Source organism: Dactylosporangium sp. CA-092794 (assembly GCF_050948465.1).
Taxonomy (GTDB): Bacteria; Actinomycetota; Actinomycetes; order Mycobacteriales; family Micromonosporaceae; genus Dactylosporangium.
Map to the genome: position 1 here is coordinate 4619102 of NZ_CP192044.1, position 25868 is coordinate 4644969.

The 25868-nt window shown below is 73.8% G+C and carries 21 protein-coding genes and 1 pseudogene; 6 read left to right on the forward strand and 16 right to left on the reverse strand.

All coding sequences use genetic code 11. The features are described 5' to 3' along the window. Positions 1-27: 27 nt before the first annotated feature. The 7 genes and pseudogenes from ACQPXD_RS19955 to ACQPXD_RS19985 all read right to left on the reverse strand — a co-directional run. Positions 28-336 (reverse strand): annotated as a pseudogene (locus tag ACQPXD_RS19955) (VOC family protein); the annotation flags it as partial. 51 nt (positions 337-387) lie between these two features. Beyond that, a complete protein-coding gene (locus ACQPXD_RS19960; protein WP_432840587.1) occupies positions 388-1635 on the reverse strand; it encodes a beta-ketoacyl-[acyl-carrier-protein] synthase family protein in 1248 nt (415 codons plus the stop codon). Further along, complete coding sequence (locus ACQPXD_RS19965) at positions 1632-2144, reverse strand: beta-ketoacyl synthase chain length factor (RefSeq protein ID WP_432840589.1); 513 nt, start codon at positions 2142-2144, stop codon at positions 1632-1634. Before ACQPXD_RS19965 ends, ACQPXD_RS19960 begins: the two co-directional genes overlap by 4 nt. Beyond that, positions 2141-3277 carry a beta-ketoacyl-[acyl-carrier-protein] synthase family protein gene (locus ACQPXD_RS19970; protein WP_432840591.1) on the reverse strand — a complete coding sequence of 379 codons (1137 nt, stop codon included), beginning with the start codon at positions 3275-3277 and terminating at the stop codon, positions 2141-2143. Before ACQPXD_RS19970 ends, ACQPXD_RS19965 begins: the two co-directional genes overlap by 4 nt. A gap of 7 nt (positions 3278-3284) precedes the next feature. Then, on the reverse strand, positions 3285-3524 hold the full coding sequence (locus tag ACQPXD_RS19975; RefSeq protein WP_432840593.1) for a hypothetical protein: 240 nt from the start codon (positions 3522-3524) through the stop codon (positions 3285-3287). Positions 3525-3526: 2 nt separating this feature from the next. Continuing rightward, entirely contained in the window at positions 3527-3805 is a 279-nt protein-coding gene (locus ACQPXD_RS19980) for an acyl carrier protein (protein WP_432840595.1), read from the reverse strand. Then, a complete protein-coding gene (locus tag ACQPXD_RS19985) occupies positions 3802-5223 on the reverse strand; it encodes a class I adenylate-forming enzyme family protein (protein WP_432840597.1) in 1422 nt (473 codons plus the stop codon). Before ACQPXD_RS19985 ends, ACQPXD_RS19980 begins: the two co-directional genes overlap by 4 nt. 743 nt (positions 5224-5966) lie before the next feature. Between ACQPXD_RS19985 and ACQPXD_RS19990 the strand changes: the two genes are divergently transcribed. Genes ACQPXD_RS19990 through ACQPXD_RS20010 form a run of 5 tightly spaced genes read left to right on the forward strand, consistent with a single transcriptional unit; the run spans position 5967 to position 10056 of the window. After that, positions 5967-6881: a methyltransferase domain-containing protein gene (locus ACQPXD_RS19990; RefSeq protein ID WP_432840599.1), complete on the forward strand. Its 915-nt coding sequence runs from the start codon at positions 5967-5969 to the stop codon at positions 6879-6881. 1 nt (position 6882) lies between these two features. Beyond that, on the forward strand, positions 6883-7161 hold the full coding sequence (locus ACQPXD_RS19995; protein WP_432840601.1) for a hypothetical protein: 279 nt from the start codon (positions 6883-6885) through the stop codon (positions 7159-7161). Continuing rightward, positions 7158-8312 carry a glycosyltransferase gene (locus ACQPXD_RS20000; RefSeq protein ID WP_432840603.1) on the forward strand — a complete coding sequence of 385 codons (1155 nt, stop codon included), beginning with the start codon at positions 7158-7160 and terminating at the stop codon, positions 8310-8312. Before ACQPXD_RS19995 ends, ACQPXD_RS20000 begins: the two co-directional genes overlap by 4 nt. A 10-nt stretch (positions 8313-8322) precedes the next feature. Beyond that, a complete protein-coding gene (locus ACQPXD_RS20005; protein WP_432840605.1) occupies positions 8323-9087 on the forward strand; it encodes an ABC transporter permease in 765 nt (254 codons plus the stop codon). A 15-nt stretch (positions 9088-9102) separates the two neighbouring features. After that, complete coding sequence (locus ACQPXD_RS20010) at positions 9103-10056, forward strand: ATP-binding cassette domain-containing protein (protein WP_432840607.1); 954 nt, start codon at positions 9103-9105, stop codon at positions 10054-10056. A 904-nt stretch (positions 10057-10960) separates the two neighbouring features. On the opposite strand, the gene ACQPXD_RS20015 is transcribed toward ACQPXD_RS20010, so the two are convergent. Next, complete coding sequence (locus ACQPXD_RS20015) at positions 10961-12217, reverse strand: condensation domain-containing protein (protein WP_432840609.1); 1257 nt, start codon at positions 12215-12217, stop codon at positions 10961-10963. Positions 12218-12747: 530 nt separating this feature from the next. Between ACQPXD_RS20015 and ACQPXD_RS20020 the strand changes: the two genes are divergently transcribed. Beyond that, positions 12748-12951: a hypothetical protein gene (locus tag ACQPXD_RS20020; RefSeq protein ID WP_432840611.1), complete on the forward strand. Its 204-nt coding sequence runs from the start codon at positions 12748-12750 to the stop codon at positions 12949-12951. 440 nt (positions 12952-13391) lie between these two features. On the opposite strand, the gene ACQPXD_RS20025 is transcribed toward ACQPXD_RS20020, so the two are convergent. The 8 genes from ACQPXD_RS20025 to ACQPXD_RS20060 all read right to left on the reverse strand — a co-directional run bounded on the left by ACQPXD_RS20025 (position 13392) and on the right by ACQPXD_RS20060 (position 25851). After that, complete coding sequence (locus ACQPXD_RS20025) at positions 13392-14789, reverse strand: FAD-binding oxidoreductase (protein WP_432840613.1); 1398 nt, start codon at positions 14787-14789, stop codon at positions 13392-13394. Positions 14790-14850: 61 nt separating this feature from the next. Next, complete coding sequence (locus tag ACQPXD_RS20030; protein ID WP_432840615.1) at positions 14851-16881, reverse strand: SIR2 family protein; 2031 nt, start codon at positions 16879-16881, stop codon at positions 14851-14853. Next, the gene (locus ACQPXD_RS20035) at positions 16882-18147 is read right to left on the reverse strand and encodes a YqgE/AlgH family protein (RefSeq protein WP_432840617.1); all 1266 of its coding nucleotides are present in this window, start codon (positions 18145-18147) and stop codon (positions 16882-16884) included. After that, positions 18148-21081, reverse strand: a complete 2934-nt coding sequence (locus tag ACQPXD_RS20040; RefSeq protein WP_432840619.1) for a YqgE/AlgH family protein — start codon at positions 21079-21081, stop codon at positions 18148-18150. Further along, the gene (locus ACQPXD_RS20045) at positions 21074-22147 is read right to left on the reverse strand and encodes an AAA family ATPase (RefSeq protein WP_432840621.1); all 1074 of its coding nucleotides are present in this window, start codon (positions 22145-22147) and stop codon (positions 21074-21076) included. The genes ACQPXD_RS20040 and ACQPXD_RS20045 overlap by 8 nt, the downstream gene beginning before the upstream one ends. Then, entirely contained in the window at positions 22144-23634 is a 1491-nt protein-coding gene (locus ACQPXD_RS20050; RefSeq protein WP_432840623.1) for an effector-associated domain 2-containing protein, read from the reverse strand. The genes ACQPXD_RS20045 and ACQPXD_RS20050 overlap by 4 nt, the downstream gene beginning before the upstream one ends. 11 nt (positions 23635-23645) lie before the next feature. Then, positions 23646-24239, reverse strand: a complete 594-nt coding sequence (locus ACQPXD_RS20055) for an effector-associated domain 2-containing protein (protein WP_432840625.1) — start codon at positions 24237-24239, stop codon at positions 23646-23648. Between the two features lie 133 nt (positions 24240-24372). Further along, complete coding sequence (locus ACQPXD_RS20060; RefSeq protein WP_432840627.1) at positions 24373-25851, reverse strand: CHAD domain-containing protein; 1479 nt, start codon at positions 25849-25851, stop codon at positions 24373-24375. Positions 25852-25868: the final 17 nt, after the last annotated feature.

Here is a 25868-nt window from a genome sequence, read left to right on the forward strand (position 1 = left end):
GTGCTCGATCCGCTGCGGCTCCTCGACCGGGGTCGCGCCGGCCGCGACCGCCTCGGCGAAGGCCGCCTCCGCGTCGGTGCAGCCGAAGGCGATGACCGCCACGCCGTCGCCGTGCAGGGCGGCCGCGCGGCTGGCGCGGTGCCCGCTGCCCAGGCCGGAGGTGAGCAGGATCCGGATGTCGCGCTGTCCCAGCAGCACGCTGCGCTGCCCCACCAGGCCGGTCTCCGGGCCGCCCTGCCCGTAGACGTGGAATCCGTATGTGGCGCAGAGCTGGTCCGCGGCGGCGCGCGCGTCGCCGACGAACAGCTCGATGTGGTCGGTGTCGAGGATTTCCATTCCCAGCGTCCCTTTCGGGTGTTCCCTTGCGGGAGATTTGGTACGGGCGGGTCAGGCCTTGGTCCACGCCGAGCTCGGCGGCCCGAAGACCAGGCTCACGTTGTGGCCGCCGAACCCGAAGGAGTTGGACAGCGCGTGGACCAGCGGCGCGGGCCGGGGCGCGCGCACGTGGTCCAGGTCGCAGGCCGGATCGGGTTCGTCGAGGTTGTGGGTGGGTGGCAGCACGCCGCGGCGCAGCGCCTCCACCGTCACCGCGGCCTCGGCGACCCCGGACGCGCCGAGCATGTGCCCGGTGACGCCTTTGGTCGAGCTGACCGGCGGGGTGTGCGGACCGAATACGGCCCGGATGGCGAGCGACTCGGCGACGTCGCCGAGCTTGGTGGACGTACCGTGCGCGTTGACGTAACCGATGTCGCCGGGGGCGAGCCCGGCGTCGGCGACGGCGCGGCGCATGCACTCGGCGGCGGCGGTGCCGTCCGGGCGCGGCGTCGTGGGGTGGTGGGCGTCGTTCGTGGCGCCCCAGCCGAGCAGGTCGGCGTGGCGGGCGGCGCGGCGGGCATCGGCGTGCTCGGGCCGTTCCAGGACGAACACGCCGGCGCCCTCGCCGAGCACCAGACCGTTGCGGCGCCGGTCGAACGGGCGGCTCGCCTGCGCCGGATCGGCCCAGCCGCGGGCCAGCGCCCGGGCGTTGCCGAACGTGTCGGCGAGCGTCGGGAACAGCGGCGCCTCGCTGCAGCCGCAGACGACGACGTCGGCCTCGCCGGCGCGCAGCAGCCGCAGCCCCTCGCCGATCGACTGGGCGCCGGCCGCGCAGGCGGTGCCGATCGAGGAGCTGTACCCCTGCAGGCCGTACTTCATCGCCACCCGCGCGGCGCCCATGTTGGGCAGCATCCCGGGCAGCAGGTAGGGGCTGACCCCGGCCCGGCCGCGCTTGTCGCGCTGCACCGCCTGGGCGTCGAGCGTGGCGAGGCCGCCGGTGCCGGACACGATGACCGCGACCCGGTATGGGTCCACGTCCCGGCCGGCCACGATGCCCGCGTCGGCGAGCGCGTCCTCGGCCGCCTTGAGCGCCATGACGATGTACCGGTCGACCAGGCGCGCGTCCGGGCCGGGCAGCACCGACAGCGGGTCGATCGGCGGGCCGAACGCGGCCACGTCCACACTGCCCGCGAGGGGATGGTCCGGCGGCGGGCCGGACAGCCCGGACCGCCCCTCGCACATCGCGTCGAAGACCTCGGCCCCGGTACCGCCGACCGGCGTCACCAGCCCGATACCGGTCACCGCCGCGTGCCTGTTCATGACGTGCCTCCGTGTGCGACGACGACCGCGGCCGCGCTCTCGCCGGTCTCGTCGCGGTCGAGCTCGATGAGCAGCACCCGATCGGCGTCGCCGTCGGCGAGCAGCCCGCGGGCGGCGTCCACGCCGGACGCGGCGTCGCAGACGCAGCTGACCGGCCCGCTCAGCGCGTGGCGGGCGGCGATGTGGCCGAGGACGGCGTTGGGTACCGATTGGAAGAAGAACAGCGGACCGACCCGGGCGCCAGTGTCGACGGCCTGCGCGACGTGCGCCGCGCTGTCGACGTCGCCGAGGTCGGTGACGAGCACGATCGCCGTTTCCGGCGGGATCGCGGGAGCGTCCGGCGAAAGGCCGGCGAGGCAACGGTCCGCCACGGCCGCCACGATCGGGTTGAAGTTCGAGTGGATGAAGCCGGCCAGGCGGGGCGGTTCGGTGTCGCCGTCGCCGGGCCAGCCGGCCGCGGCGAGGACCGCGAGGCCGGCGCCCCGGGCGCGCTGCGCTAAGCCGTTCATGCCACGGCGCCCAGCAGCAGCGCGGTGTTGGCGCCGCCGAACGCGGCGTTGAGGGTCAGCGCGTAGCCGGGCGCGGCCGGCCGGGCGCCGTCGAGCACGAGGTTGAGCCGGCACTGCGGGTCCGGCTCGAGGAACCCGGCGTTGACCGGGGGCCGTCCCTCGCGCAGCGCGTGCAGCGTCACCGCGAGCTCCAGCACGCCCGAGGCCTCCAGGGCCTGGCCGTGCAGCGCCTTCGTCGAGGACAGCGGGACGGCGGCGGCGTGCTCGCCGAGCGCGGTGCGGAGCGCGGCCGTCTCGGCCACGTCGCTCTGCGGGGTGCCGGAGCCGTGCGCGTTGACGTAGCCGACCTCGTCCGGCGCGATCCCGGCCCGGCGCAGCGCGCCCGTGATCGCCCGGGCCATCCCGCGCCCCTCGGGGTGCGGCTGGCACGGGTGGTGCGCGTCGCCGGCCCGGCCCCAGCCGGCCAGCCTTGCCAGGGGTACCACCGCGCGATCACGGGCCGCCGCGGCGGACTCCAGCACCACGGCGCCGGCGCCGTCGCCCAGCAGCAGGCCGCGCCGGTGCGCGCTGAACGGGCGGACCTGCCCGTCGGCGGCGAACGCCCGGCCGGCGTCGAAGAGCGCGAACTGGTCGGCCTCGACGAGGTACCCGCCGGCGACCACGACCCGGGTCGCCTCGCCGCGGGCGATGAGACCCGCCGCGTCGGCGATCGCGGTGCTCGCCGCGACGCAGGCCGACGTGTAGGCGCGGGCGGCGCCCAGCCCGGCGCCGGCGGCCAGGGTGGTGGCGAATGCGGTGCCGCCGTGGTCCGGGCGCCGGGCGAGCGGGGCGCGGGCCAGCCGGGGGTCGCCGTGCACGGCCAGGAACAGCGGCGCGTCCGCGCGCTCGGCGGTGCTCAGTTTGGCCTCGTCGCACGCCTCGGCGACGAGCGCGGCCAGCTCCGCGGGGAGGTCCGGCTCCCCGGGCATCGTGGCGGCCACGCCGACCCGGCGGCCGGTGACGTCGAAGCGGGCGACGGGGGCGAACGCCGGCACCCCGGCGTCCAGCCCGGCGCCGAGCGCGCCCATGCCCCGGCCGAACGCGCTGAGCACGGTCACGCCGGTGATCAGCACGTCCGCGGTAGCCGTTGTCATCGTCGAATCACCGGGCGTCCGTCTCGGCCTTCATCTCCCGCAGGACCTCGACCGCCCGGCTGACCGTCGACATCCGGGCCAGCTCCTCGTCGGAAAGGTCCAGCGCGCCGCCGTAGTGCTGCTCGAGCTGGTGGATCAGCCAGGCCAGCTCCAGCGAGTCGATCCCCTCGGCGACGTCCTCGGGCCGCCGGTCACCGTAGGTGGCCAGCATCGCGAGGACCTCGTCGCGGCTCGGTACCGCGGCCACGCTCAGCTGCCCGCGGTCGCCGCGGCGGCCCGGCGCTCGGCGACGGCGGCCACGAACTCGCCCACCGTCATGCCGGCGAGCTTCTCGGCCTCGTCGTCGTCGAAACGTACCCCGAAACGGTCCTCCACCCGGACCGAAAGCTCGGCCAGCGACAGCGACTCGAGGTCGGCGCCGGCCGGGCCGAGCGCGGTGTCGTCGTCGATGTCGTCGATGCTGTAGTTCATCTCGACCAGTGAGTCCAGTAAGAACTGCCGGATCTCGGTCGTGTTCTCGTCGCTCATCTCGGGGCGTTTCCTTCCTTGACGGACGCCGCGACCAGCAGGGCGCGGTCGCGGACGAGCTTGCCGGTGGCCGTGCGGGGCAGCTGCTCGACCACGCGCAGCACGCGGGGGCGCTTGAAGGCGGCCAGCCGCTCGGCGAGCAGGGCCTGCACCTGGTCGGCGGTGGTGTCCTCGCGCAGCATCACGTAGGCCTCGATCGCCTTGTCGTAGGTGACCACCGCGGAGGCCACCCCGGGCAGCGCCGCCAGGGTGTGCTCGACCTCGGTCAGGTCGACCTTGAGCCCGCCGACCGAGACCTGCGAGTCGTTGCGCCCGTGGATCACGAACCGGCCGGTGGCCGCGTCGACGGTGCCGGCGTCGCGGGTGTGCAGCCAGCCGCCGGACCAGCGGGTCGGGTCGGACAGGCCCAGATACGGCGAGGCGGGCAGCGACACCAGCAGCTCGCCGGCCTCCTCCCGGACCCGCAGGCCGGGGGCGGGGGTGAGGGCGGGGCGGAACTCGCCGAACAGGTCGGTCGCGATGACCCCGACCTCGGTCATGCCGTACATGTTGCCCAGCCGGATGCCGAACCGGTCGACGAAGCCGGCGTACACCTCGGGGCGGACCAGTTCGCCGCCGGTGGTCATGCCGGTCAGCTGCGGCAGGCGCGGCGGACGCGGCCCGGAGGAGAGCAGCTCGATGTGGAAGGGCACGCCGAGCAGGGTGGTGGGCTCGGGTGCGGCGGCGACCGCGGTGAGGATCCCGTCGGCGGTCATCCGCGCGGGTACGACCAGTTGCGCGCCCGCGTGCAGACCGTACAACAGCCCGCCGACGAGCCCGAGCACGTGCACCATCGAGGCCATGCACACGATCCGCTCGCCCGGCTGTGGTACGCCCGCGCCGATGGCGACGTAGCGCTCCAGCTCCTCGACCAGGTTCGCCGCGGTGCGCGCGATGACCTTTGACGGTCCGGTGGAGCCGGAGCTGAGCTGAACCAATGCGTGCGGGGTGTCGGCGGGGCGGCCCGGGTAGGTGGCGACGCGCTCCTCGACGTCCTGGAAGCCGCGCAGCGGGCCGCCGGTGGCGTGTTTGGCGGACACGACCGCCTGCGGGGCGAGCCGCTGCAGGGCGGCGTCGATCTCGAACGGGGTGAGCCGGTGGTCCAGCAGCGCCGCCCGCGCGCCGAGGCGCCAGCAGGCCAGCAGATTGGTCACGAACGCGAGCGAGGGGGCCAGGCACAGCGCGACGGAGTCGCCGGGGCCGTTGCGGCCGATGCCGGCGGCGGCCAGGACGGTCTGCTTCTCGGCGACCAGGCGGCGCAGCTCGGCGCGGGTCACCGGGGTGTCGAAGACGAGCGCCGGCGAGCCGGCGGGGCGGCCGGCGCCATCCGCCAGCAGCACCTCGTCGACCCAGCCCGGGTCGAGGGCCGGTGCGGTCACCGAAACAACCCCTTTCCGTTGCTGCCTTGTCGTTTCCTGCCGTCCGCCGCGGCATCCGGGCGCGACGCATCGGCGGCCCGGTGCGCCGATTCCGCCACGCGGCGGCCGGGCGCGTCCGGGGCCGCTGGGGCACACCGCACACAGGGTCGTGCGGCCGAGCGCCGGCCCGCATCGGCCGCCGATCAGCGTGCACAACCCCCGGATGTCACACTGCGAACGTCGAGGGCGCACGGCCGCTCGTGCCGGTCGTCTTTGCCCGAACACAAGTGCCCGGCTGCATTACGCAGAGAATAGGCACCTCGACTAGGCATAGACCTTACGCAATCAAGACTGTTTCACAAGAGTGCGCAGCCTGAGCATGTGACAGGATGTCCGTTCTGTCACAGCACATCCCAGGAAAAATCGTTTGGATCGATACGATCGACATTCCCGTGTATCCGCAGGTCAGAGCCCTGGCGGCGCGATCCGAGGGTCGAACATTCGGACATTCGTCGCGCGATCGGACGGTCCGGTCGAGTTCGCCGGTACCCCTCCCAACCGGCCTGCCCACGGGTCGTTCGCGCATATTCAGGCTAACCAGGTATCCGGGTCGGCCGCCGTTCGGCCCGTTGTCGGGAGAGCGCGTTCCGGAACTGACCGCGGTCATTGACAACGGCCGTCCGACCGTCCATACAATGACCGCGCTGGCGCCGTCTTTCCGGCCGCGTCCATTCCGTATGCCGCTCATTCGGAGATTTGCGACTGTGAAAGCCGATACCGGTTCTGCATACCCGTCCGCACCCGCCGGGCCGGGGCTCAACGCCGCCGTCGAGCGGTATTACGACACCACCCTCGACCTCTACGAGGACCTGTGGGGCGAGCACGTCCACCACGGTTTCTGGGACGCCGGCGAGCGCCCCGGCAACGACGCGGAGCGGCACGCCGCGACCGACCGGCTGGTGCGCGAGCTGGTCGCGTTCGCGGGCCTCCCGACCGGCGCCCGCGTCCTCGACGTCGGCTGCGGCATCGGCGGCCCGGCGCTGCATCTCGCCGGCCCGCACGGCTGCACCGTCGAGGGCGTCACCCTCAGCGCCGCCCAGGCCGCCCGCGCCAACGAGAAGGCGGCCGCGGCCGGCCTCGCCGACCGGGCCCGCTTCCACCAGCGCGACGCGCTCGACAACGGCTTCCCCGACGCGTCCTTCGACGCGTTGTGGGCCGTGGAGAGCCTCATGCACATCGCCGACCGGGCCGCGTTCTTCGCCGAGGCCATGCGCCTGCTGCGCCCCGGCGGCATCCTCGCCCTCGCCACCTGGTCGGTGCGCGACGGCGAGCTCAGCGACACCGAACACCGCGTCGTCGACCAGATCCTGCGCCACCAGGTGATGCCGAGCTTCTCCTCGCTGGAGGAGCACGAGCGGCTGGCGGCCGCGGCCGGCTTCACCGACGTGTCGTCGGTGGACTGGAGCGCCAACGTGGCCAACTCCTGGGAGCCGACCTTCGCCCAGGTGCGCGAGCTCGACAACGGCCGGGCCATGATGCGCGACCTGGCCCGCGACCGCGGCGTCGACGTGCTCGGCTTCTTCTACGCCGGGCCGCTGATGCTCAAGGGCTTCAGCACCGGCGCGATGACCTACGGCGCGGTCCGCGCCGTCAAGCCCGTCCCTCCGGGCGGCCGCTGACATGGACACGCCGACGCAGCTCGCGGTCGCCGAGCTGCTGCGCGAGGCCACGGGCGAGGACGCCGAGTGGCTCGCCCGCCTCGGCCCGGCGACCCGGCTCGACGGCGACCTATTCGTGGACAGTCTGGAGCTGACCGCGTTCGCCGAGCGGCTCGCCGCCCGGTTCGGCCCCGGCGTGGACCTCGCCGGCCACATCGCCGGCCTCGGCCTCGACGCGCTGCTCAGGCTGAGCATCGCGGACGTCGCGTCCTATGTGGACGCCGCGGGCGGTACCGGATGAGCCGGTTCCTGTTCGTCTCGCTGCCGCTGACCGGGCACGTCAACCCGATGGCCGCGGTCGCCGCCGCCCTGCAGCGGCGCGGGCACGAGGTGATGTGGGCCGGCTCGGAGTCATTCCTGCGGCCGCTCGTCGGCGACGGCGCGCGGATCCACCCGATCCCGCTGCGCGCCCACCGCGGCCAGGCCGAGCGCGGCCTGGCCGCGACCCGCTCGCGGTGGGAGGGCTACATCGTCCCGCACGCGAAGGCGACCCGGAAGGGCATCGAGGCCGCCGTCGCGGACTTCGCGCCCGACGTGCTCGTCGTCGACCAGCACGCGATCGCCGGCGCCATCGTCGCGCACTCCCACGGGCTGCGCTGGGTCTCCGTCGCGCCCACCACCATGGAGCTGACCCGGCCGTTCCGCCGCGGCCTGCCCAGGCTCGAGGAGTGGATCGGCACGCAGCTCGCCGCCGCCTGGTCCGCCGCCGGCCGCCCCGGCGAACCCCCGCACGACCTGCGCTTCTCCCCGCACGGCGGGATCGCCTTCACCGCCGGCGCCCTGGCCGGCGACCCGGCCGACCGGCCGTCCAATGTGGAGCTCGTCGGCCCGGCCATCGGCGAGCGCGCACCCGACCCCGACTTCCCGGCCGGCTGGCTCGACCCGGACCGCCGCCACGTGCTGGTCACCATGGGCACCCTGTCGATGGACCTGGCCAAGGGCTTCTACCAGCGCATGGCCGACGCCCTCGCCCCGCTCGGCGACCGGCTGCAGGCGATCGTCGTCGCGCCCGACGGCACCCTCGACGGCGCGCCGGAGCACGTGCTGGTCCGCCGCCGGGTGCCAATGCTGGACCTGTTGCCGAGCCTGCACGCCGTCGTCGCGCACGGCGGCCTCAATACGGTCTGCGAGGCACTGGTCCACGGCGTGCCGCTCATCATCGCGCCGATCAAGGGCGATCAGGCGCTCAACGCCAACGCCGTCGCGGCGGCCGGCGCCGGGACGCGGGTCTCCTTCGACCACGTCCGCCCGGACGCGCTGCGCGCCGCCGTGCTGCGGCTGCTCGACGACCCGGCCTACGCCGCGGCCGCCCGCGCGGAGGGCGACCGGCTGCTGGCCGGCGGGGGAGCCGAGGCGGCCGCCCGCATCCTCGAGGCACACCACAACGATTGAGGACGATCCCGTGAAAGTACTGCGCGACACCTGGCTCATCTTCCAGCGCCACATCCTGCTCATGGTCCGCTCGCCGCTGTGGGTCTTCCTCGGCATCGCGCAGCCGGTGGTGTACCTCATCCTGTTCGCCCCGCTGCTCAAGCCGGCCCTGGCGTCGATGGGCGCGAACTCGATGATCGACGCCTACCGCGTCTACGTCCCCGGCATGCTCGTCGCCCTGGCCATCGGCGGCGGCCTGTACGTCGGCTTCGGCCTGCTCGGCGACCTCGCCAACGGCGTCATCGAGCGCTCCCGGGTCACCACCGTCAGCCGGGTCGCGCTGCTGCTCGGCCGCGCGCTGCGCGACGTGGTGACCGTCATCGTCCAGTCGGTGCTGATCACCATCCTGTCGCTGCCGTTCGGGCTCATCACCAACATCGGCAACATCCTGCTCGGCTACGCGATCCTGGCGCTGATCAGCCTGTCCGCGGCGTCGATCTCCTACGGCATCGCCATCAAGGTGAACAACCCCAACGTGCTCGGCCAGGTCATCAACAACGTGGCGCAGCCGCTGATGCTGCTGTCGGGCACCCTGCTGCCGCTGGCGCTCGCGCCGCTGTGGCTGCGCACCGTCGCCGACTACAACCCGTTCAACTGGGCCGTCACCGGCATGCGGGCCCTCTACGCCGGGCACCCGGGCGACACCCACGTGTGGGGCAGCATCGTCTTCTGCGGCGCGCTCGTCGTGGTCGCGGTCGCCTGGTCGGCCAACCTCTTCGCCCGCTCGGTCAAGTAGGTCAGGAGAATAGCGATGATCAAGACCAAGGGCCTCAAGAAGTCCTACAAGACCCGGCAGAAGCGGCAGACCACCAGCGTCGAGGCCGTGAAGGGCATCGACCTCGACGTCGCCGAGGGCGAGATCTTCGGTTTCCTCGGCCCCAACGGCGCCGGCAAGACCACCACCCTGCGCATGCTGGCCACCCTCATCCAGCCCGACGACGGCGAGGCGACCATCGCCGGCGCGAACCTGCGCACCGAGCAGGCCCAGGTGCGGCGCAACATCGGTTTCGTGGCGCAGGGCGGCGGTACCACCGACGACGTCACCGCCCGCGAGGAACTCGTGCTGCAGGCCCGCATGTACGGCCTGGGCCGCACCGAGGCCGCCCAGCGCGCCGAGGAGGCGATCGCCGCCTTCGACCTGACGGACTTCGCCGACCGCAAGTGCAAGACCTACTCCGGCGGCCAGCGCCGCCGCGTCGACATCGCCCTGGGCATCATCCACCGCCCGCAGGTGCTGTTCCTCGACGAGCCGACGACCGGCCTGGACCCGCAGAGCCGCGCCCACATGTGGGACGAGATCCGGCGGCTGCGCACCGAGGGGATGACGGTCTTCATCACGACCCATTACCTCGACGAGGCCGACGCCCTGTGCGACCGCATCGCCATCATCGACCACGGCGAGGTGGTGGCCGAGGGCACGCCGGACGAGCTGAAGCGGGAGATCTCCGGCGACGTGGTCACCATCGGGGTGGGGGAGCTGTCGGAGCAGGCCGCGGCGGTGCTCAAGGACCAGCCGTTCGCCCGCGGGCTGGAGGTTCGCGACGACGGCGAGGTGCGGCTCACGGTCGACGCCGGCGACACGGCGATCCCGCAGATCATGCGGGCGCTGGAGGGGGCCGGCGTGCCGCTGTCCACGATCGAGCTGCACCGGCCGACGCTGGACGACGTGTTCCTGACCAAGACGGGCCGCTCGCTGCGCGACTGAGCCCTTGGCCGCCGGCGGGCTTGCTCGTGTCGCTTGCTCGTGTCGCTTGCGCTTGTCGCTTCGCTTCCGCGAGCCCGCCCGCGTCGCTGCCGGCGGTGTTGGTTCGGCGGCTTGGGCTCGGCAATCCCGGCCCGGCGGCCTTGGTCGGGCGGCCTCGGTCCGGCGTGCCGGCCCGGGGCGGATGTATGTCTCCGTGATCATGATGCTCGCCGTGGCCGCACCACGGGTTTGCCATGATCCCGGAGACTTGTGGTACACGGGTGTACCTCAACGCTCCGTGATCATGAAAAACCGTTGGTGTCGGCGGCGGTGCGGCATGATCGCGGAGACTTCTGGTCGCTGTGCTGTTCTCGGCGGCGTCCAGCGCCGGCAGTGAGAAACCGTGATCGCAAATCACGCTCGGCGTGGGTGTCCCGGCGTGCTGGATGTGGTGGCGCGCGGTTCTCGCGCGGAGCCGGACGTCTCGGGCCGAGAGGGCAGCGGAGCCGGCATATACGAAATATCGGATAAGTCCGGACGCGAAGCGTCTGGACTTATCCGCGTCCCGGCCCGGCGGCCGGTCCGAACCGCGCCCGGCGCGTGGCCGTGCGCGCCCGGCTGCCGGGCCGTTCGAAACGGTTCGCCCCGCCGCGCGTCGTGCTGGCATTTCCAATGCGCGGAAGGAGCGTCCGGCCGCCCATTCATCCGCACCCCGAACCAGCGACCGACAGAAGCATCGTCCCCGGCCCGCATCAGTGTCAACCATTGCTTTTTCAGTTAACTGCTAACCTCACCGACACATGCGAAACCCATTTGGAACACGGCGTCGTGTGCGGTGGCGACCGGATTGTCAGGGTCCAAACGGACAAATGCGCGGCAAGGCCCGGCGACCCTTTCCGTGACCCTATCTCTGGCGCGCAATGGTTCAAATGTCGAGCGACGGCAATTCGGACAGCTGCGAGCGGACCGATTCCACGAAGCGCTCGACGTGCGGGCGGTCCCAGCCCGGCCGGTACACCCGCATGATCAGGTCCAGCGACGTCAGCCCGCGGGCGATGAGATAGAACCCGGGACCGGTCGTGCGGGCCGGCTCGTACCATTCCACCGTGGACGGCTCCGGGCTGTCGGCCGATGGGAAGCCGGGCGGCGCGATGATGGCGTTGTAGGAGTAGCCCGGGTCGGCGTCCTGGTGCTCGGCGCGGATCGCCACGATCGCGTCGGGGGAGCACACGCCGTTCTTCAGCGCGTTGAAGGTCTTCCAGTGGGCCCGCGGCGCGGCGGTCTCCAGCGGCTCGTCCGGGTCGAGGTCCAGCAGCAGCGGTACCCATTGGTTCAGGCTGGTGACCACGCCCGCGTGCCGCTCGTCGAACCGGTTGGACGACATCGGGAACATCAGGTGGGTGCGTTCGCCGGTGGTCGCGCACACCGCCCGGTGGTAGACCGCGATCAGCAGGCTGGCCAGGCTCACGCCCAGCTTCGCCGCCGCGTCGTGCGCCTGCGGCAGCGGTATGCCGGTGTGGATCGTGGCGCCGACCCGTTCCGGACCGGGCCCGCCGGCCACCGCGCGCGGGGCCGTGGCAAGGGTCCGCCGCCAGTACCGCTCCGCGTTGCGCAGCCGCCCGCCGCCCTCGTCGCCCTGCTGCTCCAGCGCCAGCTCCAGCGGTCCGGTCGCGGGTGGCAGGTCCTCGCCGGCGAGCAGCCGCCGGAAGTCGTCCTGCATCACGAGCAGGGCCGCGCCGTCGGCGGCCATATGGTTGACGATCAGCAGCACCTGCGCCGGACGGTCGCCGTCCAGCAGCAGCCAGGCCCGCCACGGCAGCTCGCGCATGAAGTCGATGGCGTGCTGCTGCTCGCGCTCCTCGAGCCCGGCCAGCTCGCCGGCGTCGGCGGTGCCCTGCCGGACCGATTCCAGCACCGCGGCCTCGGTGTCGGCCTCCTCCGCCGGCAGCCACTGCCGCAGCGAGCCGTCGTCGCCGATCGCGTACCTGGTCCGCAGGGAGCCATGGCGCATCGCGAGCCGGGCGAGCGCCCGCCATACCGTTTCGGCGTCCACCCCGTCCGGGAGGTCCCAGACGACCGGCGCGAGGTTGGCTTCCCACCGCCGTTCCTGCGGCATCTTCTCGATGTCGCGCCAGACCGATAACTGCCCGACGGTGGCCGGGAAGGTGTGCTCGACCGCCATCGGTCTGCCTCCAGGATCGTTTTTGGTCTGCCGCCAGCGGTGCGGCTGGGGCGGGCGGCCCGGGCCCCGGTGTTTCGTCGGGCCGCCCGCGGCAGTGTTCACCGGGGCCGCTGCCGGCCGAGGGGCGCGGCGAGACGGCTTCCGGTGGTGGGAAGGGTCAGCTCGGAGTTGCGGCAGTGGTTACCGGGGCCGTTGCCGGCCGAGGGGCGCGGCGAAGCGGCTTCCGGCGGTGGGAAAGGTCGGCTCGAGACGGAGTTGCGGTAGCCGTTGCCGGCCGAGGGGCGCGGCGAAGCGGCTTCCGGCGGTGGGAAAGGTCGGCTCGAGACGGAGTTGCGGTAGCCGTTGCCGGCCGAGGGGCGCGGCGAAGCGGCTTCCGGCGGTGGGAAAGGTCGGCTCGAGACGGAGTTGCGGCAGCCGTTGCCGGCCGAGGGGCGCGGCGAAGCGGCTTCCGGCGGTGGGAAAGGGTCAGCTCGAGTCGGAGTTGCGGCAGCCGTTGCCGGCCGAGGGGCGCGGCGAAGCGGCTTCCGGCGGTGGGAAAGGGTCAGCTCGAGACGGACTTGCGGCTGGAGACCGAGGCGCGGCTGGAGACCGACTTGCGGCTGGAGACGGAGCGGCTGGAGACGGAGCGACCCGAGACCGAGCGGCCCGACACGGACCGGCTCGAAACGGACCGGCTGGAAACGGAGCGGTTGATCTTCGACATGGTGAACCTCCTCAGACGGTGCACGCATTGACCGTATGAATGCGTGCGTGCGGCGATCCCGGCGCCGGCCGATCGGCCGGTGGAATCGGCGCATACCAGGAATGGCCATTCGCGGAACGTCCGCGATCGATGGCCGATTGAAGCATCGCGCCGCGCTCCCACCGTGTCAACCGCTGAGGCGTCTTCGGCGTCATTCAATGTCTTCGTCGGCCGCGGCGGGTAATCGGACGTACCGTTCGTTGCCCGGCGCCGATCGCCGAAGCGCATTTTCCCACGTCTGGCGGCCATTGTGCGGCATCCGGACGGGCGCCGGTCGTCAGGGCTCAAACGGACAAATGTCCCGGCGCCCCGAGAGGTGGTCCGAAATGCGACACATCGCGGGCGAATCGGTCGGCACCCTATTCCTCACCCTTTTCCGGCGCGGTGAGGGAAAGGAAATACGGGCTCAATATCCGCCGCCCGCCGCAGGGCTTACGGCAGGCGGATGGACTGTGGCGTGTGGAAGACATCGGCCGGGTCGTACTGCCGCTTGACCCGCTGCAGGCGCGGGTAGTTCGCGCCGTAGTACGCCGCGGGCCAGTCGGAGAGGTCGCGGTCGGCGTAGTTCTGGTACACCTCGCCGGTCAGGTGCGGCCGCAGCGCCCCCGCGAAGTCGTCGACCCAGGCCACGTTCGCGTCGGTCTCCGCGTCGGTGGCCCACTGCGCGATGATCGAGACGTAGTGCAGCGGATCGCGGTGCGCGAACGCCGTGGCGTCGGCCGGCACGCGGGCGATCGCGCCGCCGGCGAGCAGGTCGAAGCGGACCATCGAGAAGCCCGACGGGGCTTGGCGGAACCGGTCCACGAGCACGTCGAAGGCGGCCTCGTCGAAGCCCTGCTCGGTGAAGTACCCGCCGCGCCACTTGGACTGCAGGCCGTAGACGATCTCGTCGCCCATGACGGTCATCATCTCGAGGTAGTCGCACTCGCCGATGGTGCTGAACGCGGGCTCGCCCAGGGCCAGCACGGGCGCGAACGCCTCGTGGCCCGCGGCGGGCGGTCCGACGTACATGCCGTACATGGCGATGACCGGCTCGCCGTCCGGATACGGTTCGGTGGTCAGCAGCAGGCACAGGGCCAGCTTGTCGTCGGTCCGGCCGGCGTAGAGGTCGCGGTAGGCGCGGAAGATCTCGCCGGCCCGCTCGTACGGCCAGGCGATGATCCCGCCGACGACCGTCTTCGGCAGCGGGTTGAGCCGGTAGGTCAGGCTGGTCACCACGCCGAACCCGGCCCCGCCGGCGCCGCGCAGCGCCCAGAACAGGTCGGGGTGCTGCGTCCCACCGGCGCGCAGCAGCTTGCCGTCGGCGTCGACCATCTCCACCGCCAGGAGGTGGTCGCAGCCGAGGCCGAAGGTCCGCCCGAGCGGGCCGTAGCCGCCGCCCAGGGTGTAGCCGGCGTTGCTCACGGTCGGGCATTCGCCGCCGGGCCCGGCCAGACCGTATTCCAGCCCGTCCGGCCCGGTGAAGGCGTACTCGGCGTAGGTGACCTGGTCGATCTCGCGCCAGCCGGCGCCGGGCCCGACCGTGACGGTCGCGGCGGCCGGGTCGAAGGCGATGTCGCGCATCCCGCCGACGTCGACCACGACGCCGCCCTCCACAAGGGACAGGCCGCTGGCGTGGTGCCCGCCGCCGCGCACGGCCAGCGGCAGCTCCTGGTCGCGGGCGAAGCGGACCACGGCCGCCACGTCGGCCGCGTCCTCGCACTGCGCGATGAGGGCCGGACGGGTCCGGACCCTGGTGTTGAACAGGACGCGCACGCCCTCGTAGGCGGGGTCGTACGGGGTGATCAGCGAACCGCGGAAGGACGAGAGCCCGGAGAGGTCAAGCCGCACCGGGCGATCTTGCCACCGTCACGCGGACCGGGCAAGCGCCGGGGCGCACGAGCACGCCGAGTCAGCCGCCGGCCGGCGGGAGGTAGAAGGCCGAGACGTCCTCCGCGAGCAGGTCGAGGACCGGAACGCCCTGGTCGAGCGCTGCGGCGAAGGCGGCCCACGAGTCGAGCCGGTAGCCGCCCGCCTCCGGGAACTCGGCGCCGGTGAGATAGCGCGGCAGCAGGAACGCGTTCTGGACGAGCCAGTGGACGTACCCGCCCTCCTCGCCCCAGCCCGGCAGGCTCCTGGTCGAGGCCAGGTAGGCCCGCAGCTCGGCGGCGCTGGCCCAGCGGACCATCCGCGACTCGTTGGTCAGGTGCCGGATGTACGGGTTGTACAGCAGGGTCCCGCCGAGGCCGAAGTGCTCCCGGAACTGCTCCCACAGCAGCCGTTCGTCGCTGCCGGAGTACGCCATCACCTCGGCCGCCGGTTCGGTCTCCAGCAGGTGATGCAGGTAGGCCCACGTCGTCATCGGCGTCAGCAGCCGGTTGGCGTCCTTGCTGAGCAGGGTCTGGACGATGGCGGAGGCATTGCGCTCCAGGTCGTGCAGCGCCAGGTGCGGCACGACCTTGATGGCGGCCAGGACGCTGTACAGCGACGGGTTGCTCTCGCCGTAGAAGACGCGCGCCACGGACCAGGGGTCGGTCGGCCGCAGCGCGCTCCCGGCGGGGCCGGGCCGGGCGGAGGCCACGAAGTCCTGCAGCGAGGCCACCTCCGGCGCCGCCCCTGGGTCGACGCGGCGCATCCAGCGGCGCAGGTCGGCGGCGAACGACCGGCTGAGCTCGGCCCGGCCGGGGACGCCGAAGTCGTCCAGGCAGATTGTCACCCGCACGCCCCGGACGGCGAGGGCGCCGGCGGTGAGGGCCTGCACGGCGTTGATGAGCGACGCCCGGGCGCGCAGCCGCACCGGCCAGTAGAGCAGGCGGGGCCGCTGCGGCTCGGACGCCCAGTCCACGCCCCAGCCGTAGCGCCGTTCGAGCTGGCGCAGCAGCGGCAGCACGGCCTCGGGCGCGGTGTTCCCCGGCTGAGAGAAGAGCTCTCGTTCCCACTCCAGCTGCCGCACCCGGCGGCGGGGGTCGACGCGCGGGCCGGAGGACGGCACCTCGAGCCGGTCGGCCAGGGCGGGGAACAGCCGGTCGCCGTCGATGTCGGTGTAGAAGGTGACGATGCCCGGGAGCCGGTCGGGCAGGCGCAGCGGGGCCGCGTCGTGCAGCGCCCAGAGGACCCGCACCGGGCGGAACCGGGCGACCGCGCGCAGGGCGCCAGTGACGAGGTCGTCCCAGCCGCTGTACCCCACGACGACCACCACGTCGCCGTTGATCAGTTCGGCGAGCGCATCGCACGTGGCCTCCGGCACGCTCGCGTCGGACTGGGGCTCGTGCAGCAGCGGCTCGCGGTGCTCCGCGCCGATCGGGCGCCAGAAGCCGTGGAGGTGGAACACCTGCACGGCGCCGTCGCTGTCGGGCCGGCGGCTGGGCCGGCCGTCGGGCGAGACCGCGACGCTGACCGACTGGCGTCCGGTCCGCCGCACCGCCACCTCGATCAGCGGATCCAGGTTGGTCGTGAGCAGGCCATTGCGGAACTCGTCGGGGCGTCCGGCCAGCAGCCGGCCGACGGCCTGCACCCCGGGCGGTACCTCCCACCAGTCGAGGCTGTGCTCCAGCCGTTCGCCGAGACGCAGGTCCACCCGCTGCCAGATACCGTGCGTGGCGAGCGGGGACGAGGACAGGTCGGGCGCGCGGTATGCGGCGAGCACGCCCTGCTGCACCACGACGTCGAACTCGCCGGGCGAGCGCCGGGCGGTGAAGACGCGGCGGTACGTGAGGTACACCTCGATCGGCAGCGCATACGGCCCCAGCGCCTCCCGCGCCTGGCGCAGCGCCTGCGTCAGCTCGCCGTCGTCGCCCAGGCCGGCCGCGTAGCGCTCGGCGAGCTCGATGAGTTCCTCCAGCCCGGGCACCGCCGGCATGGTCATCCCGGCGCCGAGGATCAGCGTGACCGTGCCACCGCGGCGGATGCCGGAGACGATCTCGTCGATCAGCCTGTCCTCCATCTACTCTCCCCGGGCCCGGGCGTGCAGGGACGTCCAGAGGTCGCGCGGCCGGCTGGACAGCGCCTCGCCCGCCGGGGCGTCGGTGAGCAGCAGCAGGCCGCCGTCGATGTCGGCCTCCAACTGCTCGGGGCCCCAGCCGAGATAGCCGGAGAACAGCCGTAACCCCGCGAGCACCGGGCCGAGGGGCGCGGGGTCGGCGGACAGCGAGATCACGCCGAGCCGGTCGCGCAACGGCCGGAACCGTAGCGGCGGCTCCGCGTCGGGGCGGAGCCGGGCGACGGCGATGAATCCCTCGTAGCGGCTCAGCGGCCCGGCGTCGAACAGCACCGCCGGCGTCGTCAGCAGCCGTCGCCACTCCCGCGGGATGTCGGCCGGCAGCGGGTCCATGGTCGGCGCGTTGATCCGCACCCCGACGGCGCCACGGGAGCGATCGTGGCGCAGGATCAGCACGGCGGCCTGCCACAGGTCGCGGTCGTCGACGCCCGAGGCCGCGACCACGATCCGCCCGACGAGGTCGCGGTGGTGCCGGGCGGCGTTGCGCGCCAGGGCCAGCTCGTCGCCGGCGGAGCGCAGCTCCGGCAGCTCGAACCCGCGCTCGCGCAGCCGCAGCGCCACCTCCCGCCAGACGGTGCGCACGTCGAGGATCGCGGGCCGGTCGGGCAGGCCGCCGCGCAACACTCGCAACAGTTCGCCGGTGAATGCGGTGTACGGCTCGCCCGGGGGCGCGAACGCGTTGCGGTTGCGCGGTGCCGACACGAGCAGGGCGGTCTCGTCGGTACCCGCCTGGTCGGCGACGGCCTCGGTGCCGGACTCACCGGCGGCGAGGTGACCGGCGGCCCGGCCCGCGTAGCAGCAGTCGATGATCACCAGGCGGCGCCGGGCCCGGCTGCCCGCCACGGCCCGGCGGATGTGCTCGAACGGCAGGCCGGCTTCGTACGGTACCGCCGGATCGGTGTCCCGCAGCGCGAGCACCAGGCTCCCGTCGATCGGGTCGACCAGCCCGTGGCCGGCGTAGTAGACGACGAGCATTCCCTCCGCCGCCGCCTCGTCCGCGGCGCGCCGCACCGTGCGGCTCGCCTCGCGGGGGTCGTCCGGGTCGGGCAGCACCGTGCAGTGCTCCGGTGCCAGCCCCCACAGGTCCGGATCCTGCAGGGCGCCGGCGATCGCGCCGAGATTCCGGGTGACCGCCGGAAGCTCGGGCAGCCACTCGTAGCGCGCGCCGCCGAGGAGCACCGCCCGTGAGGCCCGCGGATCCGCCAGCTCCATCTACTCCTCCGGGGTCCGGGCGTGCAGGCTCGCCCACAGCTGCGACGGGCGGCCCGACAGCGCATCGAGGGCGGGGGCGTCGGTGACCACCAGCGTGCCGTCGGCGACGGCGGACTCGAGCCGGCCGGGTTCCCAGCCAAGGTATCCCGCGAACAACCGCACGGCCGCGAGGTCCGCCTCCAGCGTGTCCGGTCCGGCGGACAGCGGCAGCGTGCCGAGCCCCTCCCGCAGGTGCACGAACGTCGCGGGCGGCTCCGCGCCCGGGCGCAGCCGCGCGATGGCGACGGGGCCGTCGGCGCGGCCCAGCGGCCCGCCGTCGAAGAGGACCGCGGGCGCGGCGAGCAGCGGCAGCCAGTGCGGCGGGGTCCCGGCCGGTGCCGGATCACCGGTCGGCCGGTCGATCCGGATGCCGATGGCGCCGCGGATCTCGTCGTGGCGCAGGATCAGGATCACCGCCCGGTCGAGCCCGGGGTCGCCCGCAGCGGCGGCGGCCATCAGGATTCGCCCGGCCAGGCGGCGCGCGGCGTTGCGGACCAGCGGCAGGTCGTCGCCGGTGGAGCGCAGCTCGGGCCGCTCGAACCCGCGCTCGTCCAGCCGCCGCGTCAGCTCCTGCCAGACGGTGTGTACGTCGAGGATCGCGGGCCGTTCGGGCAGGCCGCCGCGCAGCACCGCCAGCAGTTCGCCGGTGAACGCGGTGTACGGCTCGCCCGGCGGCGCCTGCGCCAAGCGGTCCCGCGGCGCCGACACCAGCAGGGCGGCATCGGCGGTGCCGGCCCGGTCGGCGACGATGCCGGTGCCCGCCGCCGAGGGCGGGTCCATGTCGGCCGCGCCCGAGAAGCAGCAGTCGAGGACGATCAGGCTACGCCGGGCCAGGACGCCGTCGAGCGCCCGGCGGACGTGCGCGAAGGGCAGCCCGGACTCGTACGGTACCGCCGGATCGGTGTCCCGCAGCCCCAGCAGCAGCGTGCCGTCGAAGGGGTCGATGAGGCCATGGCCGGCGAAGTACACCAGCAGCAGCCCGTCCGGCTGCGTCTCGCGGGCGGCCTGACGCAGGGCCCGGCTGACCTCCCGCGGATCGTCCGGGTCGGCGAGCACGGTGCAGCGCTGCGCGGGCAGCCCCCACAGGTCCGGGTCCTGCAGCGCCGCGGCGAGCCCGGCGAGGTTCCCCGCGACGGCCGGCACGGGTGGCAACTGCTCATACCGCGAGACGCCGATGAGGACCGCGCGGGAGCCGTGCGGATCGGCCGGCTCGTCCGGGCCGAACCGGAAGGGCTCCGGGTCGTCGGCCCAGCTCTCCCACGCCCGCGGCCACTGCCCGGCCGGCGGCGGCACGGTCGTGGCCGGGATCTGCGCGGCGAGCCGGCGGTACCGGCCGCCGAGGCGTTCCAGGACGATCTTCGCGACCCGGGCGAAGGGCAGCCGGGCCGCGACGCGGCCCTGGTCGGGCTCGCTGCTGGCCAGCACGTTGAAGTCCAGCGTGCCGCCGAAGGCCGCGGTCACCTGGTCCGACACGTCGGCGAGCACCGCGAGGACACGGCGCGCCTCGGTCCGCGTCAGCGTGGCCAGCAGTTCCTCGCGGACGCCGGGGCGGAACTCGAACAGCGGCTCGTCGTGGTCCCACGCCACGCGCACGAGCAGGTCGGAGAGCATGACCTCGGCCAGGTGCACGGTGCTCGAGCGGGGCAGTACGGCGCGTTGCACGAGCCGCATGACGGCCGGCGTGAGCGGTGCGGCGGACAGGTGACAGGCGAGCTCGAAGGCGGTGGGGGAGGCGTTCTCCCGGAAGGCGTTGACGATCGCCGGGGCCCGCTTGGCCGCGACGCGCGGATGGGGGACTCCGGAGCGGGCCGGGGGCGGGCCGCCGGCCGCGTTCCCGACCGGCCCTCCGCCCAGCGGCATCACCTTGAGCGCGGTGGGTTTGCTCCACGGCCGGGCCACCAGGTCGAACCAGTTGCCCAGCCAGTCGGGATCGAGCGCGAGCACCGGCACGGCGAGCCGCCCGGCCAGCGGCTCGAAGGGCGGGTTCACGCTGATCTGCCAGCTCGTCGACGGCGCCACCGGCCGCGGGCTGCCGACCTGCGCGGGGATCGCGCGGACCTTCGTGCGGTGCCACAGCTGCTCGGGCAGCAGCTGCACGATCGCCACCGGGCACTTGCGGGACCAGATGTCGATCATGTCGGAGATGTTGGGCGACAGCCAGCCCTCACCGATCCCGTCCGTCACCAGCAGCACGGCGCTGCGCCCGCCCAGGCTCGCGACCTCCCGCGGGTTACGGCTGCGCCCGGCGCGGCGCCCGTGCCGCCAGTTGCCCATCGCGCGCAGCACCGGCTCGCGCTCGTCGGTGTCGACGCCCCACACGTCCACCCGCCGGAACAGACCACTGTTCTGCAGCAGGTCGTGGAACTCGCCGACGGTCCGTCGCCACAGCCCCATCGAGATCGACCGGTCGAACACGAGGGTGAGCTCCAGGAAGCGGCGCCGGCCGCGGGCGAACACCGGCAGCAGCGTGCGCGCCTCCGCGCTGACCCGCGCGGTCTCGGTCTCGTCGATGGCGGCGATGCCGCCCAGCCGGCTGAGCTCCTGTATGCCGCGCAGCTCCCGGGTGATGGCCAGCCGGTTGCGGATCGCGGGCTCGCCCGCGAGGCGCAGGGGATCGCCCGCCGCGGATCCGGCTCCGTGCTCGTCCGGCAGGTGCAGCGTCGCGAACGACCCGTCGCCGGGCGGCGGGCCGGCGACCTGGCCGGCGTCGTCGGGCTCGCGCCCGTCGCGGCCCCGGCGCGGATCGTGCCGCCCGCCGGGCGCGACCGCGACCGCCGGGTCGGCCGAGGCGCCGACCCGGCCGAGCAGCCAGACGGCGTCGAGCACCTCCTGCGGCAGCATGTCGGTGCGGGCGGCCAGCAGGTCGACGAGCGGGGCGAGCGAGGGATCAGTCATCGACGGGCCGGTTCAAGGGCCGCAGCGCCTCGCGAACCGCTTCTTCCGTCGCATGTGGATTGTTCTGGCCCCCGGAGGCGAGGAACACCGCGTTCAGCAGCTGGTCCGCGGCCAGGTCGTCGCCCTGGTTGAGCTTGGCGAGGAAGTCGTGGATGTGTGGTACGGCCGCCTCGAGCTGGTCAGCGCCGAGGTGCGCCTCGACGATGTCGCGCAGCCGCTGCTCGTCCGGCTGGGGCATGGTCAGGCGGATGCACCGGCGCAGGAAGGCCGGGGGGAAGTCGCGCTCGCCGTTGCTCGTGAGCACGACGACCGGGAACTGCAAGCAGCGCACGAGACCCCGCTCGACCGTGGTGACGCTGCCGTCGTGCAGCCGGACCTGGGCGGTGGGCTGGTCGGCCAGGCGGGCCAGCTCGGTGATGACGAACTCGGCCTCCTCGAAGATGGTCAGCAGGTCGTTGGGCAGGTCCACGTCGCTCTTGTCGATCTCGTCGATCAGCAGGACCCGCGGGCGCTGCCACGGGATCAGCGCGCTGCCGAGCGGGCCGAGCCGCAGGAACCGCCCGACGCCGGTCTCCTCGTTCGCGGGTTCGCCCTGGCCGGCGGTGGTCGCGAGGTTCGCCCGGCTGAGCGCCTGGAGCCGGCCGATGGCGTCGTACTGGTACAGGCCGTCGCCGAGCGTGGAGCGGCTCGTGATCGGCCAGTAGAGCACGGCGCCGAGGTCGAGCTCCGTGGCGATGCTGTAGGCCAGCGTGGACTTGCCGGTCCCGGCCTTGCCGGTGATGAGCAGCGGCCGGCGCAGCAGCAGCGCGGAGTTGACGATGTCGAGCATCTTCGGGTCGAGCTTGACCGGCGAGCCGCCCCGGGAGAACCGCCCGAGCCGCCGCTGCCGCGACGCCTCCGCCGGGGTGGGCGGCGTCGCCCAGCCGGTGCCCTCGGGGGGCGCGCCGTCGTACGTGCGCCACGGCGGCGGCTCCGGGAACGGGGCCGGCCCGGACTCGGGAACGCTGCCCGTGCCGCGGTAGATCCACCAGTCGCGCTCGACGACGTCCTCTTCGGGTTCGGTCATCCCTGCGGTACCTCCGTGGCGGGAAGCGCGAGGTCGGTGAACGGCTCGGGCGAGCTGGTCGGATCGTCGTAGAGCAGCACCACGTGCCGGCCGCAGTGGTGGGCGTCGTGCGGCGCGCCGGCGGCGGCGCGGCGCAGGCCGAGGACTCTGGCCGGCAGGTCCGCGAGCCGCCCGTCCCCGTGCAGCTCGGCGACGGCGGCGCGCAGGTCCGCCACGGCGCCGCCGTCCCGGCGCCAGATCGCGATGGGCACGCCGGCGCGGATGAGCGCGGCCAGCGGATCCGACTCGGCGGATTGGCCGTCCGTGTCGGGGTAGCCGAACTCGAGCCCGGCGCAGACGGTGTCGTCGCCGCGGCCGGCCAGCCACGCGAACAGCGCCTCGCCGCCGGCGGCCTCGAACAGGAAGTCGTCCGCGCCCATCGCCTCCGGCCGGCTCCGGTGCAGCCAGCACGTCCGCCCGCCCGCATCGACGCGGCCCCACAGCCGCCGCCATTCGGGGACGGCGAAGAAGAACTGCAGGCGGTCCAGCGATCGGATGACGATCGGCCACTGGGCGTGCAGCGCGGCGCGGGTACTGCCGAATCGCACGGTCCAGTCGTCGACCCGGGCGCCCAGCTGCGACCAGGGCAGGAGGAACTCGACGAAGACCGCCTCGAAGTCGCCCGCCAGCAGCTCCGCACCGATCTCGTCGAGCAGCGACTCGCCGCGCCGGGTGAGGTCCTGGTGCTCGACGGGCCGGTCGGGCTGGATCTTGTGGACCACGATGCCGTCGAAGTACAGCCACGCGGAGAGGCGGAACCGCGGTGTCGGCTCCTGCCCGCGGGCAGGCGTGCCCACCTCGTCGATCTTCACCATGATCCGGGCCTCGGACCTGGGCCGGGCCGCGCTCAGCGGCCGCCCCGGCCGGCGCGGTGCGACGCCGGCCGCCCACTCCCGCAGGCTTCTGCCCAGCTCCCGCGGGACGCCGGGCAGCCCGGCGAGCGCGACGACGAACCGCACCAGCGGCGTCTCGGCCGGCCGCTGGGTGCTCGTACACGCGTCCTCCAGCCGCCAGGCGGTCCGCAGCAGGCCGCCATCCGTCGCGACGCGGCGCACCGCGGCGTCGTTGCCCAGCGCCTTGCTCCAGGGCACGTCGGCGGGCATCGCGCTGAGCAGATCGGCCAGGTCACGGCGCTGCGCGGTGCTCAGCAGGCGGCTCAGCGGCGTCTCGGCGTCCAGGAACTCGTCGAGCCGTTCCGCGGTCTCGTCGCCGTCGGTCAGCCGGATCACCTCGATCAGCGCCTGCGGGCCGCCCCACTGGCCGATGCACGCGGTGGCCGCGTGCACCGCGCGCATTCTCGGCTCCGCGGCGTCGGCGAGGCCCAGGTGCGCGCCGAGGCTGCGCTCCAGCAGTTCGCGCAGCATGGCGAAGTTCGCGTCCGTCTGGCACGCCGTGGTCCTGGCCAGCAGGTTGACCACCGCTTCGGGCGGCGGGCCGTCCGCGACCAACGTCCGGCCTCTCAGACCAGCGCCAGCTCGGCGGCGAGCCGCTCGAAGTCCTGGACCGCGTGGGAGCGCGGGCCGAAGACCGTGCGTAACGCCCGGATCAGCGCCGGGTAGCCGCCCGGGTGGTCCTCCAGCACGGGCAGCAGGGCGAGGATCTGCTGCCGGGTGCCGCCCGACCGGGAGACCAGCGCGGCGAGGTCGTCCGGCAGCTGCTGGATCACGGTGTCCCAGGTGTCGGGGTTGGTGATGCGGGGGACGGCGAGCAGCGCCGCGGTGATCCGCTCGCGATCGTCGGGCGCCAGGGCCGGCGTCGGGGGCGCGGGCTGCGCCGGTCGCGCCGCCTTGCGGGTGCGCGGGGCGGGGGTGCTCGCCGCGACCTGGGGCGGCTGGGCGGCGCGTTCGGCGGCGGCCTTGCGGCGGGCGGTCACCAGGGAGGCGGTGGAGACCGACAGGCTCAGGATGCCGACCACGAAACTGCCCAGGCCGGCGAACTGGGTGGCGCGCGGCAACGTCTGACGGGACAGGAAGATCACGATCGCCGTCCCGATCAGGACGACCGAGACACCGGCGGCGATCTGCAGGACTCGGTTGGACGGACGCCGGCTCATCCTGCCGATTATCGTGCCCGCCGCGGACCGGCGTATAGACGGCTGTTCAGCGGCGGGGGCCGGTCGTTCGGCTGATCGACTCCGCATGAGTGGTCTGCCGGACGACCGGCCCGGCCGGGCCGTGGGTGGGCCGTCAGGAGAAGAGGGCCTTCTCCGCCCGCTGAGCCTTGCGGCGGACCTGGGGGACGGTCTCCAGGGCCCGGCGGCCGTGCTCGTCGGCGCGGGCGTGCAGCAAGCCGTAGGTGAACCCGTTCTCGCTGGCCAGGTGCACCCGCACGCCGTACTCGCGCAGCAGGGCGCCGGTGACCAGCGCATCCTGGTGCGCGCCGAGCGCGTCCTGCAGGTCCGTGATCCGGTCGGCCAGCCGGGTGGCCCGCTTGCCGGAGATCGGGACGAGCAGCTCCGCGGCGTACCGGGCCCGCTTGTAGGCCTTTCGCGCCTCGTGCAGCCGCTCGTTGGAGCCGGCCGGGCCGGTGGCGGCGGCCAGCCGGGCGTCCGCGCGGCGCACGGCCTTGCGGGCGCGGCTCAGCAGGCGGCTCTTGGTGAGGCGGTCCGGCTCGGCGGTGCGGGTCACGAGGGCGTCGAGATCGGTGAGCAGCGCGGTGTACCGCGGGCTGTCCAGGCCCTTCGTGAGCTCCGTGCGCCCGGCGGCGGCCCGGGCGGCCAGCAGCGACGTGATCCGGGCCGACACCGGGCCCAGGACCAGCACGTCCGGCTCGGCGGTGAGCAGGCCCTTCAGGCGATCGGCCATCACGTCGCAGTCGCGGACCTCGCCGAGCAGGCCGGTGACCCACTTGACCTCCTCGTGCAGGGCGTCGAGGTCGCCGGTGAGCAGGGGGGCGAACGACCGCAGCGTCGAGCGCAGCCGCCGGGTCGCCACGCGCATCTTGTGCACGGCCTCGGGGTCGCCCTCGCGCACGTGCGGGTCCTGCTCCACCATGGCGTCGCGCTGGGCGGTCAGGTAGGCGGCCAGAGCGCGGCGGGCCGTCGAGCCGCTCGCGGGGGCGTCGGGCGCCGGGTAGTCCTCGCCGAGGGCCTGGGCCAGCTTCGACGGGCTCTTCGCCGGGCGGGCGCCGGCCCGGCGCAGCACGGCGTCGAAGCAGGCGAGGTCGTCGCGGGCCCCGTCGACGAGCTCGATCTCCAGCTCGTGCCACTCGCGGGTGGCGCCACCGCGCAGCGACTCGGTGGTCACGTGGTCGTCGGCGACGAGGGCGACGGTGCTGCCGTCGGCGGCGTGCAGGGCGCGCTCGACGCGGTGGGTGCGGATCCGGGCGACGGGCGTGAGGTCCTCGCCGCGGGCGAGCGCGCGGACCTGGTCGGTCACGGCGCGCGGCGGCGTGCGCTGCGGGCTGCGCGCCGGGACCTGCAGCTCGCTGCGCTCCCCGCCGGTGGGGCGCTTGAGGTGCCATCCGGCGTCGTTGCCGCCCGTACGGCGGCGCAGCGTCACCCGGCCCCGGGCCAGGCGCAGGCCCTCCGTGTCGTAGTAGACGGCGTCGAGCCGCTGGTCGTCAGGCTCCCCGACGCTCGTCACGGCGCCGACCCCGGTGAGGTCGGGCAGGGCGAAACCGTCCGGGAGCTCGTACTTGCGTTCCACTTCGAGTTTTCCGGCCATGGAGCCATTCTCGCAGT